The sequence below is a fragment of the Rahnella victoriana genome (assembly GCF_004330295.1).
Classification (GTDB): Bacteria; Pseudomonadota; Gammaproteobacteria; order Enterobacterales; family Enterobacteriaceae; genus Rahnella; species Rahnella victoriana.
In genome coordinates this window covers 25,516-42,187 of record NZ_SJOJ01000011.1, presented here as the reverse complement: position 1 = coordinate 42,187, position 16,672 = coordinate 25,516, and the positions used below count along the sequence as shown (strand labels likewise).

The 16,672-nt window shown below is 53.5% G+C and carries 13 protein-coding genes and 1 other annotated feature; of the genes, 7 read left to right on the top strand and 6 right to left on the bottom strand.

Going from position 1 to position 16,672, the window contains the following annotated elements; all coding sequences use genetic code 11:
- Positions 1-17 precede the first annotated feature (17 nt).
- The 3 genes from EYY67_RS10975 to EYY67_RS10965 form a co-directional block, all read right to left on the bottom strand.
- The gene (locus tag EYY67_RS10975; protein ID WP_095924977.1) at positions 18-272 is read right to left on the bottom strand and encodes a type B 50S ribosomal protein L31; all 255 of its coding nucleotides are present in this window, start codon (positions 270-272) and stop codon (positions 18-20) included.
- A 121-nt stretch (positions 273-393) separates the two neighbouring features.
- Positions 394-3,546: a multidrug efflux RND transporter permease subunit AcrB gene (gene acrB / locus EYY67_RS10970; protein ID WP_131693501.1), complete on the bottom strand. Its 3,153-nt coding sequence runs from the start codon at positions 3,544-3,546 to the stop codon at positions 394-396.
- 16 nt (positions 3,547-3,562) lie between these two features.
- Positions 3,563-4,738: an efflux RND transporter periplasmic adaptor subunit gene (locus EYY67_RS10965; protein ID WP_095924979.1), complete on the bottom strand. Its 1,176-nt coding sequence runs from the start codon at positions 4,736-4,738 to the stop codon at positions 3,563-3,565.
- Between the two features lie 141 nt (positions 4,739-4,879).
- On the opposite strand from EYY67_RS10965, the gene acrR reads away from it, so the two are divergent.
- Together acrR and mscK are read left to right on the top strand one after the other, a co-directional pair.
- Positions 4,880-5,518 (top strand): multidrug efflux transporter transcriptional repressor AcrR, encoded by a 639-nt coding sequence (gene acrR / locus EYY67_RS10960; protein WP_095924980.1) that lies wholly within the window; start codon positions 4,880-4,882, stop codon positions 5,516-5,518.
- A 171-nt stretch (positions 5,519-5,689) separates the two neighbouring features.
- Positions 5,690-9,085: a mechanosensitive channel MscK gene (gene mscK, locus EYY67_RS10955; protein ID WP_119826765.1), complete on the top strand. Its 3,396-nt coding sequence runs from the start codon at positions 5,690-5,692 to the stop codon at positions 9,083-9,085.
- Positions 9,086-9,145: 60 nt separating this feature from the next.
- Here the strand turns inward: mscK and rsmS are convergent, their stop codons facing one another.
- Positions 9,146-9,319: a pleiotropic regulatory protein RsmS gene (gene rsmS, locus EYY67_RS10950; RefSeq protein ID WP_015690305.1), complete on the bottom strand. Its 174-nt coding sequence runs from the start codon at positions 9,317-9,319 to the stop codon at positions 9,146-9,148.
- Between the two features lie 95 nt (positions 9,320-9,414).
- Positions 9,415-9,951 carry a primosomal replication protein PriC gene (gene priC / locus EYY67_RS10945; protein ID WP_095924982.1) on the bottom strand — a complete coding sequence of 179 codons (537 nt, stop codon included), beginning with the start codon at positions 9,949-9,951 and terminating at the stop codon, positions 9,415-9,417.
- 115 nt (positions 9,952-10,066) lie between these two features.
- Between priC and EYY67_RS10940 the strand changes: the two genes are divergently transcribed.
- Both EYY67_RS10940 and apt read left to right on the top strand, forming a co-directional pair.
- The gene (locus EYY67_RS10940; RefSeq protein ID WP_131693500.1) at positions 10,067-10,435 is read left to right on the top strand and encodes a DUF454 family protein; all 369 of its coding nucleotides are present in this window, start codon (positions 10,067-10,069) and stop codon (positions 10,433-10,435) included.
- Positions 10,436-10,619: 184 nt separating this feature from the next.
- Entirely contained in the window at positions 10,620-11,171 is a 552-nt protein-coding gene (gene apt, locus EYY67_RS10935) for an adenine phosphoribosyltransferase (RefSeq protein WP_013576602.1), read from the top strand.
- A gap of 66 nt (positions 11,172-11,237) precedes the next feature.
- On the opposite strand, the gene EYY67_RS10930 is transcribed toward apt, so the two are convergent.
- On the bottom strand, positions 11,238-13,301 hold the full coding sequence (locus EYY67_RS10930) for an alpha-amylase (RefSeq protein WP_131693499.1): 2,064 nt from the start codon (positions 13,299-13,301) through the stop codon (positions 11,238-11,240).
- Between the two features lie 319 nt (positions 13,302-13,620).
- On the opposite strand from EYY67_RS10930, the gene dnaX reads away from it, so the two are divergent.
- From dnaX to recR, 3 genes are all read left to right on the top strand, one after another.
- A complete protein-coding gene (gene dnaX / locus EYY67_RS10925) occupies positions 13,621-15,564 on the top strand; it encodes a DNA polymerase III subunit gamma/tau (RefSeq protein ID WP_131693498.1) in 1,944 nt (647 codons plus the stop codon).
- Positions 14,900-14,964: a sequence feature (DnaX frameshifting element), on the top strand. Its footprint overlaps the gene before it by 65 nt.
- 41 nt (positions 15,565-15,605) lie before the next feature.
- On the top strand, positions 15,606-15,935 hold the full coding sequence (locus EYY67_RS10920; RefSeq protein WP_013576599.1) for a YbaB/EbfC family nucleoid-associated protein: 330 nt from the start codon (positions 15,606-15,608) through the stop codon (positions 15,933-15,935).
- The gene (gene recR / locus EYY67_RS10915; protein ID WP_095924987.1) at positions 15,935-16,540 is read left to right on the top strand and encodes a recombination mediator RecR; all 606 of its coding nucleotides are present in this window, start codon (positions 15,935-15,937) and stop codon (positions 16,538-16,540) included. Before EYY67_RS10920 ends, recR begins: the two co-directional genes overlap by 1 nt.
- Positions 16,541-16,672: the final 132 nt, after the last annotated feature.

The following is a 16,672-nucleotide window of genomic DNA, read 5'->3' as shown; positions in this document are numbered from 1 at the left end:
GATTTCCCTGATGTTGTTTATTTCTTACCGAGGAAGCTGCCGAAACGCTGGTTGAAGCGCGCGGTACTGCCTTCTTTTGAGTACTCTTTTTGCTTACCGGTGTAGTAAGGATGAGAGGATGAGGAGACTTCAATCGTGATATACGGGTAGGTTGCCCCTTCCAGTTCAATGGTGCGATCCGTCGAAATGGTGGAACCGACTTTGAAGTATTCATCAGCACTGGTGTCGTGAAAAACCACGGTGCGATACGCAGGATGGATAGCGGGTTTCATAATGCCTCTAAATGTTATGTTATACTATAACAACAATTATGCACCCATCCGTTTTCATGTTCAAGTCGCAGACGAAAAAAAAGGCCGCATAAGCGGCCTTTGGTCTGAACAGGTGATCCGGTTACAACGTCGGATGCTCTGTTTTGTGTGTATGTTCAATGTCCTCATTCTTCTTACCGAAGCGGCGACGAACCACCACGAAGAAGACCGGAACAAAGAAGATCGCCAGCAGTGTCGCCGTGATCATCCCGCCCATTACGCCCGTACCGACGGCGTTCTGTGAGCCGGAACCTGCACCTGAGCTGATAACCAGCGGCATTACACCGAGGATAAACGCCAGTGAGGTCATCAGGATCGGACGCAGACGCATACGAACCGCTTCGAGTGTTGACTCGATAAGACCTTTACCTTCTTTGTCCATCAGGTCTTTGGCGAACTCAACAATCAATATGGCGTTCTTCGCTGACAACCCGATGGTGGTCAACAGACCTACCTGGAAGTAAACGTCGTTACTCAGCCCGCGCATTGTGGCCGCCAGAAGCGCACCGACTACCCCAAGCGGAACAACCAGCATAACGGAGAACGGTATTGACCAGCTCTCGTACAACGCTGCCAGACACAGGAAGACGACGATCAGGGAGATAGCATACAAGGCCGGAGCCTGGTTACCTGACAAACGTTCCTGATAGGACAGACCGGTCCAGTCATAGCCGATACCGCTTGGCAGTTTGGAAGCCAGAGATTCCATCATCTCCATTGCAGCACCCGAACTTTTACCCGGTGCTGGCTGACCCAGAATTTCCATTGATGGCAGACCGTTATAACGTTCCAGACGCGGTGAGCCGTATTCCCATTTCGCGCTTGAGAACGCTGAGAACGGCACCATCTGGCCTGCGCTGCCACGGACATACAGATTGTTGATGTCTGATGGCAACATACGGTATTTATTTTCAGCCTGGACGTACACTTTCTTCACACGACCACGGTCGATGAAGTCATTGACGTAGCTACCCCCCACCGATGCACCCAGAGTGGTGTTGATGTCGGAAATCGAAACACCCAATGCCGTTGCTTTTTCCTGATCAATTTCAATCTTGAACTGTGGAGTATCTTCCAGACCGTTCGGACGAACCTGAGTCAGCAAGTCCGGATGTTGAGCCACCATGCCCAGCAACTGGTTACGCGCTTGTGTCAGTTTGTCATGACCAAGGTTAGCCTGGTCGATCAGCTGGAAGTCGAAGCCCGTCGCCGTACCTAACTCAACAATCGCCGGTAAGTTGAACGGGAACACCAGTGCATCTTTAATGGTGCTGAACGCGCCCATCGCACGGCCTGCAATCGCAGGCACCTTGTTCTCAGCGCCGCTACGTTCTGACCAGTCTTTCAAACTGACGAACGCGATACCGGTGTTCTGACCACGACCGGCGAAGCCAAAGCCGTTAACGGTAAACACGGAGTTCACGTTCGCTTTTTCTTTCGTCAGGTAGTAATCGGTGACTTCATCGAGCACTTTCTGCGTACGTTCCTGGGATGCACCTGCTGGCAACTGTGCCATGGTCAGGAATACACCCTGGTCTTCTTCCGGCAGGAATGAAGTTGGCAGGCGGATAAACAGGAATGCCATACCGACCACGATCAGCAGATAAATCACCAGATAACGACCGGTGCTGCGCAGAATGTTGCCTACGCTGTCGGTGTAGTGGTGCGTGCTCTGGTCGAATTTTTTGTTAAACCAGCCGAAGAAACCTTTCTTCTCGTGATGCTCACCTTTGGCAACCGGCTTAAGCATGGTCGCACAAAGAGCAGGCGTCAGGATCATCGCCACCAGAACAGACAGCACCATGGCGGAAACGATGGTGATGGAGAACTGACGGTAGATAACGCCGGTTGAACCGCCGAAGAAGGCCATCGGGATGAATACTGCAGACAGCACCATCGCGATCCCCACCAGAGCACCCTGGATCTGCTCCATAGATTTTTTGGTGGCTTCTTTTGGCGGCAGACCCTCTTCGACCATCACGCGTTCAACGTTCTCGACGACGACGATGGCGTCATCGACGAGCAGGCCTATCGCGAGCACCATCCCGAACATCGTCAGGGTGTTTATCGAATAGCCAAACGCTGCCAGAATTGCAAAGGTACCGAGCAGAACCACCGGAACCGCAATGGTCGGGATCAGGGTTGCGCGGAAGTTTTGCAGGAACAGGAACATCACCAGGAATACCAGGACGATGGCCTCGAACAGCGTTTTACCTACTTCTTTAATCGAGATTTTTACGAACGGCGTGGTGTCGTACGGGTAAACAATTTCTAAGCCAGCCGGGAAGAATGGCTCAAGTTTGTTCAGTGTCGCTTTTACAGACGCCGCGGTATTCAGGGCGTTCGCCCCGGTCGCCAGTTTGATACCTAAACCAGACGCGGGTTGTCCGTTGAAACGGGCAATAACGTCGTAGTTTTCACCACCCAGTTCAATCTTAGCCACATCTTTCAGGCGAACCTGAGAACCATCCTGATTCACTTTCAGAATGATTTTACCGAATTCATCCGGTGACTTCAGACGGGTCTGCGCCACGATGGATGAGTTCAGCTGCTGGCCCGGAACCGGCGGCGTACCGCCTAACTGACCGGCTGCAATCTGGTTGTTCTGAACCTTGATGGCACTGATGACATCAACCGGCGTCAGCTGGTAGTTGTTCAGTTTGTTCGGATCCATCCAGATACGCATTGCGTACTGAGCACCAAACAGCTGAACGTCGCCCACACCAGAAGTACGGCTGATCGGATCCTTAATGTTGGACCCGACGTAGTCGGCGATGTCATCCTGCGTCATGGAACCGTTATTGGAAATAAAGCCCGCTACCATCAGGAAGCTGCTGCTCGATTTCTCAACGGAGATACCCTGTTGCTGAACTTCCTGCGGCAGTAACGGTGTTGCCAGCTGCAGTTTGTTCTGAACCTGTACCTGTGCGATATCCGCATCAGTACCGGAAGCGAAGGTCAGGGTGATCTGAACCGTACCGGACGAATCACTGGTCGACGACATGTACATCATGTTGTCGATACCGTTCATGTTCTGTTCGATAACCTGGGTGACGGTATCCTGTACCGTCTGCGCATCTGCGCCCGGATAGGTTGCGGTCAGCTGGATAGCCGGTGGCGCAACGGTGGGATACTGTGCAATTGGCAATTTAAGAATTGCCAATCCCCCTGCCAACATGATGATGATCGCAATTACCCATGCAAAGATGGGACGATCTATAAAAAACTTAGCCATGAATTACCGGCTCCTATTAAGACTTCGTCGCTGTAGCGGGCGCTGCTGCGTTTTGATCGACTTCCTGTGCAGTAACCTGTACGCCTGGCTTAATTTTTTGCAGACCTGTCACGATAATTTTATCGCCACTTTTCAGACCGTCGGTCACAACCCACTTATCGCCAATTGCCTGAGTCGTGGTAACTGTACGAAGTTCAACTTTGTTATCCGCACCAACAACCATCGCTGTGGCATCACCGCGTGGGTTACGGGTGATCCCTTGCTGAGGAACCAGCAGAGCGTTGTTGTTAATCCCTTCATCCAGACGCGCGCGTACAAACATACCTGGCAGCAGTGCATCATTTGGGTTCGGGAAGATAGCGCGTAACGTAATGGAACCGGTGGTTTCATCCACAGTGACATCAGAGAATTCTAATGTACCCGGCTGTGAATATTCTTTACCGTTATCCATCAGCAGCTTGACTTGCGCTTTGCCGTCGGCTTGTTTCAGTGAACCATCAGCCAGTTCCTGTTTCAGACGCAGGAAATCATTGCTGGACTGGGTAACGTCAACATAGATAGGGTCGAGTTGTTGCACGGTCGCCAGTGCCGTGGTCTGGCCGTTAGATACCAGCGCACCTTCTGTCACCGACGATTTACCGATACGTCCGCTGATAGGGGAGGTCACTTTGGTGTAAGCCAGATTGATGCGGGCAGATTCAACCGCCGCTTTTGCACTGACCACGGCGGCATCAGCCTGTGCGGCAGTGGCAACAGCCGTATCGTAATCTTGTTTACTGATGTAGTTAGTGCCGAGCAGTGGCTTATAACGGGTTACCGTCAGACGGGAAATTTGGGCATTGGCCTGAGCTTTTACCAGATCGCCTTTAGCGCTGTCATACGCGGCCTGATAAGTGGCCGGATCAATTTGATATAAAGAGGTCCCGGCTTTGATGTCGCTGCCTTCAACGAAGTTGCGTTTGAGAATGATGCCGCCAACCTGCGGACGTACTTCAGCAATGCGGAAAGCAGCAGTACGACCAGGAAGTTCGGTAGTCACATTAAGCGGTTCTGTTTTCAGGGTAACGACGCCAACCTGCGGAGCATGTGGCGCACCTTGTTGAGCTTCTTTATCGTTACATCCTGTAAGTGCTAAGCTTCCGGATAGCATCAGAACTACCGCCAGAGGCGTTAACCCTCTGTTTTTGTTCATAAATAAACCTCAAGTGTCCGATTTCAAATTGTCCAATGGATCACAACATTCCAAATCCATTGCTGCGCTTTTAGTATGTGCGTGCTATGTTACATACATTCAAGAATGTATGTAAATCAAACTCCCCTTAAAGATAAACCTATGGCACGAAAAACCAAATCACAGGCGCTGGAAACCAGACAACAGATTCTGGATGCTGCTGTGCGTGAGTTTTCTGCCCGTGGGGTATCGTCGACATCACTGACTGATATTGCGAATGCAGCCGGTGTGACGCGGGGCGCAATTTATTGGCATTTCAGGAACAAAGTGGAACTGTTTAACGCGATCTGGGAAGCCTATGAGTCGCGGATAAAAGTGCTCGAAGTAGAGTATCAGACAAAGTTTCCGAATAATCCACTGCGTATTTTACGTGAAATCCTAATTTACATTCTGGTCGCCACTGTCACCGATAGCCAACGTAAAGCATTGATGGAGATTATATTCCATAAATGTGAATTTGTTGGGGAGATGACGTCCGTTCATGAAGCGCGCAAAGCGTTATACATGGAGGGATACGGCAAAATCGAACGTATTCTTGTGCGCTGTATTGAAGAAAAACAGCTGCCTGCCGATCTCGATACCCGTCAGGCCGCCATTATTTTACGCGCTTATCTCACCGGCCTGATGGAAAACTGGCTATTTATTCCCGAAAGCTTTGATCTGGAAGGGAATGCCGGAAAGTTTGTTGATACCTATATTGATATGCTGCGCCATTCTGCCTTTCTGACCCTCGCCAAATAACGCTGTAATACTTTTCCCGCAATTAATAAGTCTGCAAATTGAGTGTTTTTGTGGCGATAAAATCACCACGGCAGTGTTGTATTCAGATACGCTTTTCTCCTTTCTTTCATCACCAACGCTGCTATTGTCGTCAGCATATTATTCATTCAGTAAATGAGTCGACGCTGACGTATGTTTATCCGGTTTCTGGCCGCACCTTCCCATGAGATTTCACTCCTGCAAAGAAGGGAAATACTGCGCATTTTCACCTTTATGCTGTGCGTGACTTTATTCCTTTTCTCGTTTTCCGGTCATGCCGCCAGTAATGATGTGCCGGGCCGCAATGAAATCCAGAATCAGCTTGATGCACTCAACCGTCAAAAAAACCTGACACCGGTTGATAAGCTTTCGCAGCAGGATTTGATCCACACGCTGGAATATCTGGATGCGCTAGAACGGGTGAAACAGGATGCCAGTCAGTTGCAAAAACAGGTCGCCGAAGCGCCGCAAAAACTGCGGGTGGCGATGGAAGGTCTCGACCAGATCAAAAACAACCCCAAAGATGACGTCAATAAAGCGCAGCTTGCCGCGTTATCCCTGCGTCAGCTGGAAAACCGTCTTAACGATACCCTCGACGATCTTCAGTCTTCTCAGGAAGATTTATCGACGTACAACACCCAGCTGATTTCGCTGCAAACCCAGCCCGAACGCGTGCAGAACGCGATGTACACCTATTCGCTGGCGATCCAGAAAATTCGTAATCAGCTCAACGGGATGTCGCCGGGCCAGCAGGATTTACGCAACTCACAGCAAAATATGCTGGTCACCCAGCAGGCGCTGCTGAGCGCGCAGATTGATCTCCAGCGCAAGAGTCTGGAGGCCAACACTACCTTGCAGGATTTGCTGCAAAAACAACGTGATTACACCAATGCGCACATCAACCAGCTGGAGCATACCGCGCAGTTGCTGCAGGAAGTGGTGAACGGCAAACGGCTGATTTTGTCTGAACGCACGGCGAAAGAGGCACAAACGCCGGACGACACCTCGGATATCCAAAATGATCCGCTGGTGGCGCAGGAACTGGGGATTAACCGCCAGCTCAGCGAACGCCTGATTGCCGCAACAGAAGAGGGCAATCAGCTGGTACAAAAAAATATCACGGTGAAAAACTGGCTCGACCGCTCGGCGCAGGCTGAGCACGATCTGAAGGAGCAAATCACCGTGCTGAAAGGCAGCTTATTGCTGTCACGCATTTTGTATCAGCAACAGCAAAATACCATTCCGCCGTCCGGCCTGATGACCGATATGAGCACGCGGATTGCTGATTTGCGCCTGGAGCAGTTCACCATTAACCAGCAACGTGACGCCTTATTTCAGGGCGACAGTTACATTCAGGGCGTGGTGAGCAACAGCAAAGAGACGATCAATGACGACATCAGTGATGCGCTCGACCAGATTGTTGATATGCGCCGTGAACTGCTGGATCAGCTGAACAAGCAACTCGGCAATCAGCTTTCTCTGGCCATCAATTTACAGATTAACCAGCAGCAGTTGCTGAGCATCAACCAGTCGCTGACAGAAACGCTGACGCAGCAAATATTCTGGGTCAGCAGTAACAAACCGATGAACTGGGAGTTTCTGAAATCTCTGCCCGGTGAAGTGAAAAGTCAGCTCAGCGGTCTGCACGTCAGTATTCCTCCGGGCGAACTGATGCTCGGGGCGCTGCATTCTCTGCCGGTGACGGTTCCGCTGCTTTGCGCCATTTTGCTGCTGTGGTGGCGCAGGAAATACATCAACCAGCGGATCGACATGCTGAGCAACGATGTCGGACAGCTCAAGCGTGACAGCCAGCTGCATACGCCGCAGGCGCTGCTTTTGGTGGCGCTGAATGTGCTGCCGGGCGTGCTGCTGACGCTGGGAATCGGTTACTGGCTTTCCCAGTGCGATATCGAACCGAGCGACTTTTTGTGGACGCTGGCGCAGCGTCTGGCGGTCTTCCAGATGGTGATGGGCTTCTGCTATCGCATTCTTAAACCGGGTGGCATCAACGAGCGGCATTTCAGTATGCCAGCCACCACCTGCGCGCATTACCGCCGTTCTGTGATCCGACTGAGTCTGGTGATGTTGCCGCTGATTTTCTGGTCGGTGCGGGGCGAAAAAGCGCCGCTCGGGCTGGTGGATGACATTATCGGGCAGGTGGTGATTTTCCTGACGTTGCTCGCCCTGACCGTGCTGGTGTTTCCGATTGCCCGCGATGGCTGGCGCGAAAAAGACTCGCACAGCATCCGTCTGGTGGTGGTCACCGCTATCGCGCTGGCCCCGGCGTTTATGGTCGGACTGGTGGTCACCGGTTACTTCTATACCACGCTGCGGCTGGCGGGGCGCTGGATTGACAGCCTTTACCTGCTGATTTTCTGGAATGTCATTTATCTCACCGCGTTGCGGGGATTGAGCGTGGCCGCGCGGCGTCTGGCTTACCGTCGTGCGCTGGCACGCCGCCAGACCGCGGCGGTGAAAGATGGCCTGGAAGGCAATGAACCGGTTGAAGAACCGCAGATCGGGCTGGATCAGATCAACCAGCAATCGCTGCGTCTGACCACCATGGGACTGTTCTTTATTTTCGCCACCGTGTTTTACTGGATCTGGTCAGATTTACTGACGGTGATTTCGTATCTCGACAGCATCACGTTATGGCATTACTCCAGCACGGTGGCGGGCGCAGCCATTCAGCAAACCGTGACGCTGGGGAATTTACTGCTCGGTTTCCTTGCGGTGATTGTGGCGTACGTCTTAACCCGCAACCTGCCGGGATTGCTGGAAGTGGTGGTGTTGTCGCGGTTGCAACTGCGGCAGGGGACGTCATACGCCATCACCACCATCCTGACTTATTCCATCACGGTAATTGGTGCGGTGACGGCACTCGGATCGCTCGGTGTCTCATGGGATAAACTGCAATGGCTGGTGGCGGCGCTGTCGGTCGGGCTGGGCTTTGGCTTGCAGGAAATCTTCGCCAACTTTGTTTCGGGGCTGATTATCCTGTTCGAACGCCCGGTGCGTATCGGCGATACCGTGACGATCGGCACCTTCTCCGGCACGGTCAGCCGTATCCGTATCCGCGCGACCACGATTATCGACTTCGACCGCAAGGAAGTGATCATCCCGAACAAAGCCTTTGTGACCGAGCGGCTGATCAACTGGTCACTGAGTGATACCGTCACCCGTGTGCTGATCAAACTCGGCGTGGCCTACGGATCTGATCTCGACAAAGTGAAAGAGATTCTGTTGCAGGCGGCGCATGAAAATACCCGCGTGATGAGTGATCCGGCGCCGCTGGTGTTTTTCCTGAATTTCGGTGCCAGTACGCTCGATCATGAATTGCGGGTGTATGTGCGTGAGCTGGGCGACCGCAGTTATACCGTGGACGAGCTTAACCGCAGCATTGATAAGTTGTGCCGTGAAAACGGCATCAACATTGCGTTCAATCAGCTGGAAGTGTACCTGCATAACCAGGACGGTCACGACGTGCAGGAGGTCAAACGGGTCATGCGGCAGCCGGGCGATGAACCGGATGCGATGCCACAGAGCTGAACCTGTTCGTGCCATTCAGGGGAATGCGATAAGTTCCCCTGAAACAGGCAGCCGGACGGCTTAAAGGTAACTGATCGACAGGGTGCTTTTGCTGTTTTTCAGCTTTTCCTGATAATCGCGCTGAACGATTTCCAGTGCTGCAAGAGCCGTTTCCGGGGCAATTTCATTGCACTCAAGCAGGTAAATCAAATCGACAGCAAGCTGAAGTTCGGGGGGCGCATTCTCTACGGACATATTGGCCAACATTATGATTAGCAGGTTTTGGACTTACCATTATAGATAAGAAAAGCCCGGCTCTGAATGCCGGATTAAAAAAATGTGATAAAGATTCAAAAACCTTTTTCCTGACGCTCGATTTGTCTCTCTATTTTAGCCAGCGCCTGACGACAGCGCATTAAACGCCCTTCCAGTGCCGCAAGTTCCTTCTGTACCCGCTGCTGATCGCTGAACGTCGCCAGCTGACCGAGCGTGGTTTCGCGGTCTTCAATCATCGCAATCAGACGTCGCTCGAACTGCTGTGTTTCCGCCAGTTTGGTATAATTATCATGGCTTTTACGCTCCGGAGTCTGGTGCGTTTTACGCAGCGTCTGGGTCGCCAGTTCACGCTGCATGGCGGTAATCTGGGCCACCAGACGTTCGGCAATAAAAGCCACCTGCGCAGAACGTTTTTCGACGACTTCCTGATTCAGTTGCTGCAAATTGGTCTTAATTTCTGCCAGATAATCGCGCAGACGGGTGCCTTTGGTGGAAAAAAGTGCCACATCAAACCGGGCCTGCGAGGCGGAAACGTGACCTATCGGTTCAATTTCCCGCGCCAGTGTTTCGATCTGCTGATCAAGGACATGTAAAATTCGTTCAGTGCTCACCGATAATCTCCCTTAAACTCCGGCGTAGCTTACCGGTATGACAGCCTCTGCGCACTTGTTTACACTGAGAAACCGCAAACCGGGCAAGGTGCCTGTTTTAAACCGAAGGAAATGCATGAAACGCATACTACTGATTACTGTTGGCTGGTTGTGCGTGGTGCTGGCGACGCTTGGCGTGGTGTTACCGCTGTTGCCGACCACGCCGTTTTTATTGCTGGCCGCCTGGTGCTTCGCCCGCTCGTCGCCGCGTTTTCATCACTGGCTTTTGCACCGCTCCTGGTTTGGCAGCTATCTGCGACACTGGCAGACATACCGTGCGTTACCGAAAGGGGCGAAACCTAAAGCGGTCGCGCTGATCGTCGTAACCTTCGCGATTTCGATCTATTTCGTGCCGTTATTATTGGTGCGTATTTTATTGGTTTGCATGATGTTTGCGCTGCTGATCATGATGTGGCGATTACCAGTGGTTGACCTTGAGCAATAAAACAGGCGATCATGTCCGGCTGCGGGTTGCTTTTTAAAGCAGCTTTGCATAGATTTGGGCATCTCGTACGTCGGTGCGCTCCCAATTTCCTTCCTTGAACGACATGCTTTATCAGGGCATGACGGGGGACATTTGACCGCCCGCGTTTAAGTATGAACAGCAGCTTTATCAGGCAATTAACATTATGACCGCTACCGCACAGCAGCTACAGTTTATTAAAGACAGTATCAAAACCATCCCTGACTATCCTAAGCCAGGCATACTGTTCCGTGACGTCACCAGCTTGCTGGAAGACCCAAAAGCTTACGCTGCAAGCATTCAGTTACTGGCCGATCGTTACCGCGATGCCGGTGTCACCAAAGTGGTGGGCACTGAAGCACGTGGCTTCCTGTTTGGCGCACCGGTTGCGCTGGTTCTGGGCGTGGGCTTTGTTCCCGTGCGTAAACCGGGCAAGTTACCGCGTGAAACCATCAGCGAAACCTACGATCTGGAATACGGCACTGACAGCCTTGAAATCCACGTTGATGCCATTCAGCCTGGCGAAAAAATCCTGGTGATCGACGATTTGCTGGCAACGGGTGGCACGATTGAAGCCACTGCGAAACTGATCCGCCGTCTGGGTGGGGAAGTGACCGATGCGGCATTCATCATCAACCTGCCGGAACTGGGCGGTGAAAAACGCCTGAACGATTCAAATATCAACTGCTACAGCCTGGTCTGTTTCGACGGCCACTGATTGATGTAAAAAGTTGATGTGAACTGGCCTCGCCGTTAAACGCGAGGCCATTTGCTTTCTGCGCCGCTATTTTCCGCTATCTCCTGCCCAGACCACCATCACCTTATCGTCACCCCGCTGACGGCTGAAGGCGTAATATTGCGCTGTCTGCTGCGATTTCTGCACCCCTGCGCCCACCGCCGGATGCTGCTCCCTGAATTTCCCCAACGTCTGCCAGTGCGTGAGTAACGCCTGTTTCGCGCCGGTCAGTTCATTCCAGTTCATGTCAGAGCGGGTGCCCTGCAAAGGATCGGAGCCTGTCGGGCCGGACTGACGCCCGCTTTCGTCGCCGTAGTAAATCTGCACCGCGCCGGGGGCCAGCAGTAACAAATCGGCTGCACGCTGTTGTAAGGGCAGAGAACCTTTGGCATCGGCCGCAAAAAACAGCCGCGTATCGTGTGACGACAGATAACTCAGCACATTGAAATCCTGCATTTTCTCTGCCATCTGCTGATACGTCGCATCGATATTTGCAAAACAACTCAGCGCCGCCGCAGCCTGATCCTGAAAATCAAAGTTGATCATGGCGTCGAAGCCATTGTCGTAATAATCGCTTTTCATTACGCCGTGACCCCAGGCTTCACCGGTCATCCAGAACGGCGCATCATCCAGTGCTTGTTCAGGATGGGCCGCTTTCCACTGTTTCAGGGCTTCTGCGGAACGGGTTTTGAGTAATGCCAGTGTCGGTTTCTCCACGTGTTTGGCGGTATCGACGCGGAATCCGTCAATGCCGTAATCCCGCACCCACTGGCTGAGCCAGGTGACCAGATAGTCGCGCGGTGTCGCCCCGGCAATCTCTCTGGCGGCGGTATCGGGCTTGTGGCGATAGAAAACGGGCAGGCCGCTGGCTTGCGTGGATTCGGTTTTAATGTCCGGCAGGAACGCCAGCGACATGGTCAGATCGTCATAACCCGGCGGGTCATAATCGCCGATATCGGTGCGGATCCATTTTTTCCCCCACCAGGTGCTCCAGCCCTCTTTGTCGCCAAAATTGATGTAATCATTAAAGCTGTGCCAGTTCTGGCCGGGGCCGGGTTGCCAGTCCGTCCAGTTTTTACCGAGTGTTTTTTCGATGTCGCTGCCTTTCAGGTACAAGGCACCGAAATGGAAGGTTTGCATATCCGCCAGCGTGGCGTAGCCGGTGTGATTGACCACCACATCAAACAAAATGCGGATCCCGCGCTTATGCGCTTCGCTGACCAGTTTCTGCAAATCTTCGCCGGTACCCATATTGGCATCGAGTTTGGTCCAGTCGAGGGTGTAATAGCCGTGATAGGCATAATGCGGGAAATCGCCTTTGGTGCCGCCGCCGACCCAGCCGTGGATTTGCTCCAGCGGCGAGCTTATCCACAGCGCGTTCACGCCGAGCTTTTGCAAATAATCCAGCTTGCGGGTCAGTCCGGCCAGATCGCCGCCGTGGAAAGTGCCGATGTCCTGCATTCCGTCACGGTGACGGCCATAGCTGTGATCGTTATCCGGATTGCCGTTTTCAAAACGATCGGTCAGCACGAAATACACCGTGGCGTTTTTCCAACTGAACGCCGCAGGTTTTTTACGCGCTGCCGCTTCCAGCAGCAATAAACCGCCGCTGGCCGGATCCGGCAGCATCGTGATGTGGCCGCCGCTGACCTGTGCGCTCTGACCAGAATAAAAATCGCGGACCGTTTCTCCTTCGGCAAAGGTGCCGGAAACGTCAACCGTCAGTGGCTTGCCGTCCCGTCGCGGACAGGTTTTTGCTACCGCCGCGACGGCTTCCTGCGCCGTTTTCAGGCTCAGCTGAAGCGTGGGGGTGCCGCTGCGGGTATCGATCCGCACCTGATAATCACCGGCGCGGAACTGTTTCCAGTGCGCCGGCGGGTTGTTTTCACAGGGTTGCAGCGACAGCATTTCGTTAAGCTTTACCGCACCCGAAGGCTGCCAGCATTGATTATCCTGATGTAATTCCAGCGTGCGCTGTCCTTTAGGTAACGCGGCGTTGCTGGTGAATATTCCGCTGACAGGTTCGGCAAACGCAGGGAAACCTTGCAGCGTCCAGCTGGCCTGTACGGCGGGGGATACGAGCAGTAATAAAGGCAGTGTCAGGCGTTTCATGGCTCTCCTTGACGGGGCAGAAAGCATTATCAGAACAGAGGGGATTCAGTGTAATCCGTGTGCAAAATTTGCCCTCATCCCCCGGGGCGAATTGTCAGGAGGAGGAGGAAGGCGGAGAAACGGCGGCGTGCCGGGCAAAAAGTAAAGTAATAGGAATGATGGCGACCCTGCTGGTACACTAAGAAGTGGCAGTCTGGCTCCGGCATCATTATGCTGAGTCTTCAGTCTCCGTTTCGCAGACCAGCGCAGAAAGACGGGTTAAACGATGTTTTTTCGTGTATCGTCAAATTATTCATTATAAATCAACGATGAAGTGTTAATGAGCTATCAGGTTCTTGCCCGTAAGTGGCGCCCCCAAACTTTTGCCGACGTCGTCGGACAGGAACATGTGCTGACCGCGCTGGCCAACGGCCTGTCGCTCGGGCGCATCCATCACGCCTACTTGTTTTCCGGTACCCGTGGCGTAGGGAAAACCACCATCGCCCGTCTGCTGGCGAAAGGGCTTAACTGCGAAACCGGCATTACGTCCACACCTTGTGGCGTATGCGATAACTGCCGCGAAATCGAGCAGGGCCGCTTTGTCGATCTGATTGAAATCGACGCCGCTTCCCGTACCAAAGTGGAAGACACCCGCGAACTGCTTGATAACGTGCAATACGCACCGGCGCGTGGCCGCTTCAAAGTTTACCTGATTGACGAAGTGCACATGCTCTCGCGTCACAGCTTTAACGCGCTGTTGAAAACGCTGGAAGAGCCGCCTTCGCACGTCAAATTCCTGCTGGCAACGACAGATCCGCAAAAACTGCCGGTCACTATTTTATCGCGTTGTTTGCAGTTCCATCTGAAAGCGCTGGACGCTGAACAGATCCGCAAACAGCTCGAACACGTATTAACGCAGGAAACCATCACCACGGAACCGCGCGCCTTGCAGCTGCTGGCCCGCGCGGCCGACGGCAGTATGCGTGATGCCCTGAGCCTGACCGATCAGGCGATTGCGATGGGGCAGGGTGCGGTCACTACCGACACCGTGGCACAAATGCTCGGTACGCTTGACGATGAACAGCCGCTGGCGATGCTCGAAGCGCTGGTCAGCGCCGATGGCGGCCAGATGATGGCGCAGGTCGAACAGGCCGCGTCGCGAGGCGTGGACTGGGAAAACCTGCTGGTAGAAACGCTGGCGCTGCTGCACCGCATTGCGATGGTTCAGCTCCTGCCGTCCGTTCTCGATAATCATTACGCCGCGATTGAACAACGTCTGCGTGAGCTGGCGCGTGTCATTCCGCCAGCTGACGTGCAGCTTTATTACCAGACGTTGCTGATTGGCCGCAAAGAGCTGGCGTACGCGCCGGACAAACGCATGGGCGTTGAAATGACGCTGCTGCGCGCGCTGGCCTTCCACCCGAAAGTGATCATTGCTGAACCGGCACCGCAACCGGCAGCCGCACCGGCGTATGTGGCACCCCAGCCCGTACATCAGGCGCCGCCGCAACAGCCAACACCGCAAAATTATAATGCCCCGCCGCCGCAGGGAAGTACCGAACCGGCGGCGATGCCAGATTCCACCGCGCAACTTTTACAGGCGCGAACACAATTGCTCAGGCAGGGGAGTACCACCCCAAAAAAAGCTGAGCCGGCAGCGCCAGGAAAAGCGCGGCCGGCAACCTCAGCACTGGAGCGCCTCGCTTCGGTGACTGAACGTGCGCAGACATTGGCGGTGAAGAAAGAACCTGCCGCGCCGATAAAAGAAGAAGCCTATCGCTGGAAAGCGATGATGGAACCGGAAGCTGCGCCTGAACCGGTGGCGACACCGAAAGCGTTGCGTACCGCGCTGGAACATGAAAAATCGCCGGAACTGGCTTCCCGTCTGGCGGAAGAAGCGATTGAACGCGATGAATGGGCGGCTGACATCAGCCGGATGACCATTCCGAAACTGGTGCAGCAACTGGCGCTGAATGCCTACCGCGAGCAACCGGAGCCGGGAAAAATCTGCCTGCATCTGCGTTCATCGCAAAAACATCTGAATTCGCCGTCCGCGCAGAAAGTGCTGACGGATGCCTTGTCGGCATTGCATCAGACGCCGGTTGAACTGACCGTGCTGGAAGATGATAATCTGGCGGTGAAGACGCCGCTGGAATGGCGACAGGCCATTTATGAAGAAAAACTGGCGCAGGCGCGTCAGTCTATTATTGCGGATAACAACATCCAGACCCTGCGTCGTTTCTTCGATGCGGAGCTGGATGAAGAAAGTATCCGCCCAATTTAAACGCCGCGATTGTGACGCGGCCATTGCTGAGAGAGAAGACTATGTTTGGAAAAGGCGGCATTGGTAACCTGATGAAACAGGCCCAGCAAATGCAGGAAAAAATGCAACAGGCTCAGGCGGAAATCGCTCAGCTGGAAGTGACCGGTGAGTCAGGCGCTGGCCTGGTGAAAATCACCATCAACGGTGCGCACAACGTGCGTCGCGTTGAAATTGATCCAAGCCTGCTGGAAGACGATAAAGACATGCTGGAAGACCTGATCGCTGCGGCGTTCAACGATGCCGCACGTCGTATCGATGAAACTCAGAAAGAAAAAATGGCAGCCGTATCTGGCGGCATGCAATTGCCACCAGGCTTTAAGATGCCGTTCTGATGCAAACCAGCCCTCTCCTTGAATCTTTAATGGAGGCGTTGCGTTGCCTGCCGGGCGTTGGCCCGAAGTCCGCGCAACGTATGGCATTTCAGCTGCTGCAACGTGATCGCAGCGGCGGAATGCGGCTGGCGCAGTCTTTAACGCGTGCCATGTCTGAAATCGGCCACTGTGCCGATTGCCGTACTTTTACCGAGCAGGAAATCTGTACCATTTGCGCCAATCCACGGCGTAAAGAAAACGGCCAGATTTGCGTGGTGGAAAGCCCGGCGGACATTCACGCGATAGAACAAACCGGTCAGTTCTCCGGTCGCTATTTTGTGCTGATGGGCCACCTGTCACCGCTTGATGGCATCGGGCCTGACGACATCGGTTTAGGCCGTCTGGAAGAGCGTCTTGAAAGTGAAAACATTCAGGAAGTGATCCTCGCGACTAACCCGACGGTCGAAGGTGAAGCGACCGCCAACTACATCGCTGAAATGTGCGGCCAGTACGGCGTGCTGGCGAGCCGCATCGCGCACGGTGTGCCGGTCGGTGGCGAACTGGATATGGTGGACGGCACCACGCTGTCACATTCCCTTGCCGGGCGTAATCCCTTCCGGTTCTGACTGTTATGCGGGCGCGGTCTTCTGCGCCCCGTTTTCTTCCGCTATCCCTCTGCATTTCTTCCTAAAAATTTGTCCCTGTGCTTGAAAAGCACGACGCCTAACCCCACTTATTCCTCAACGTCTGATTTGGTC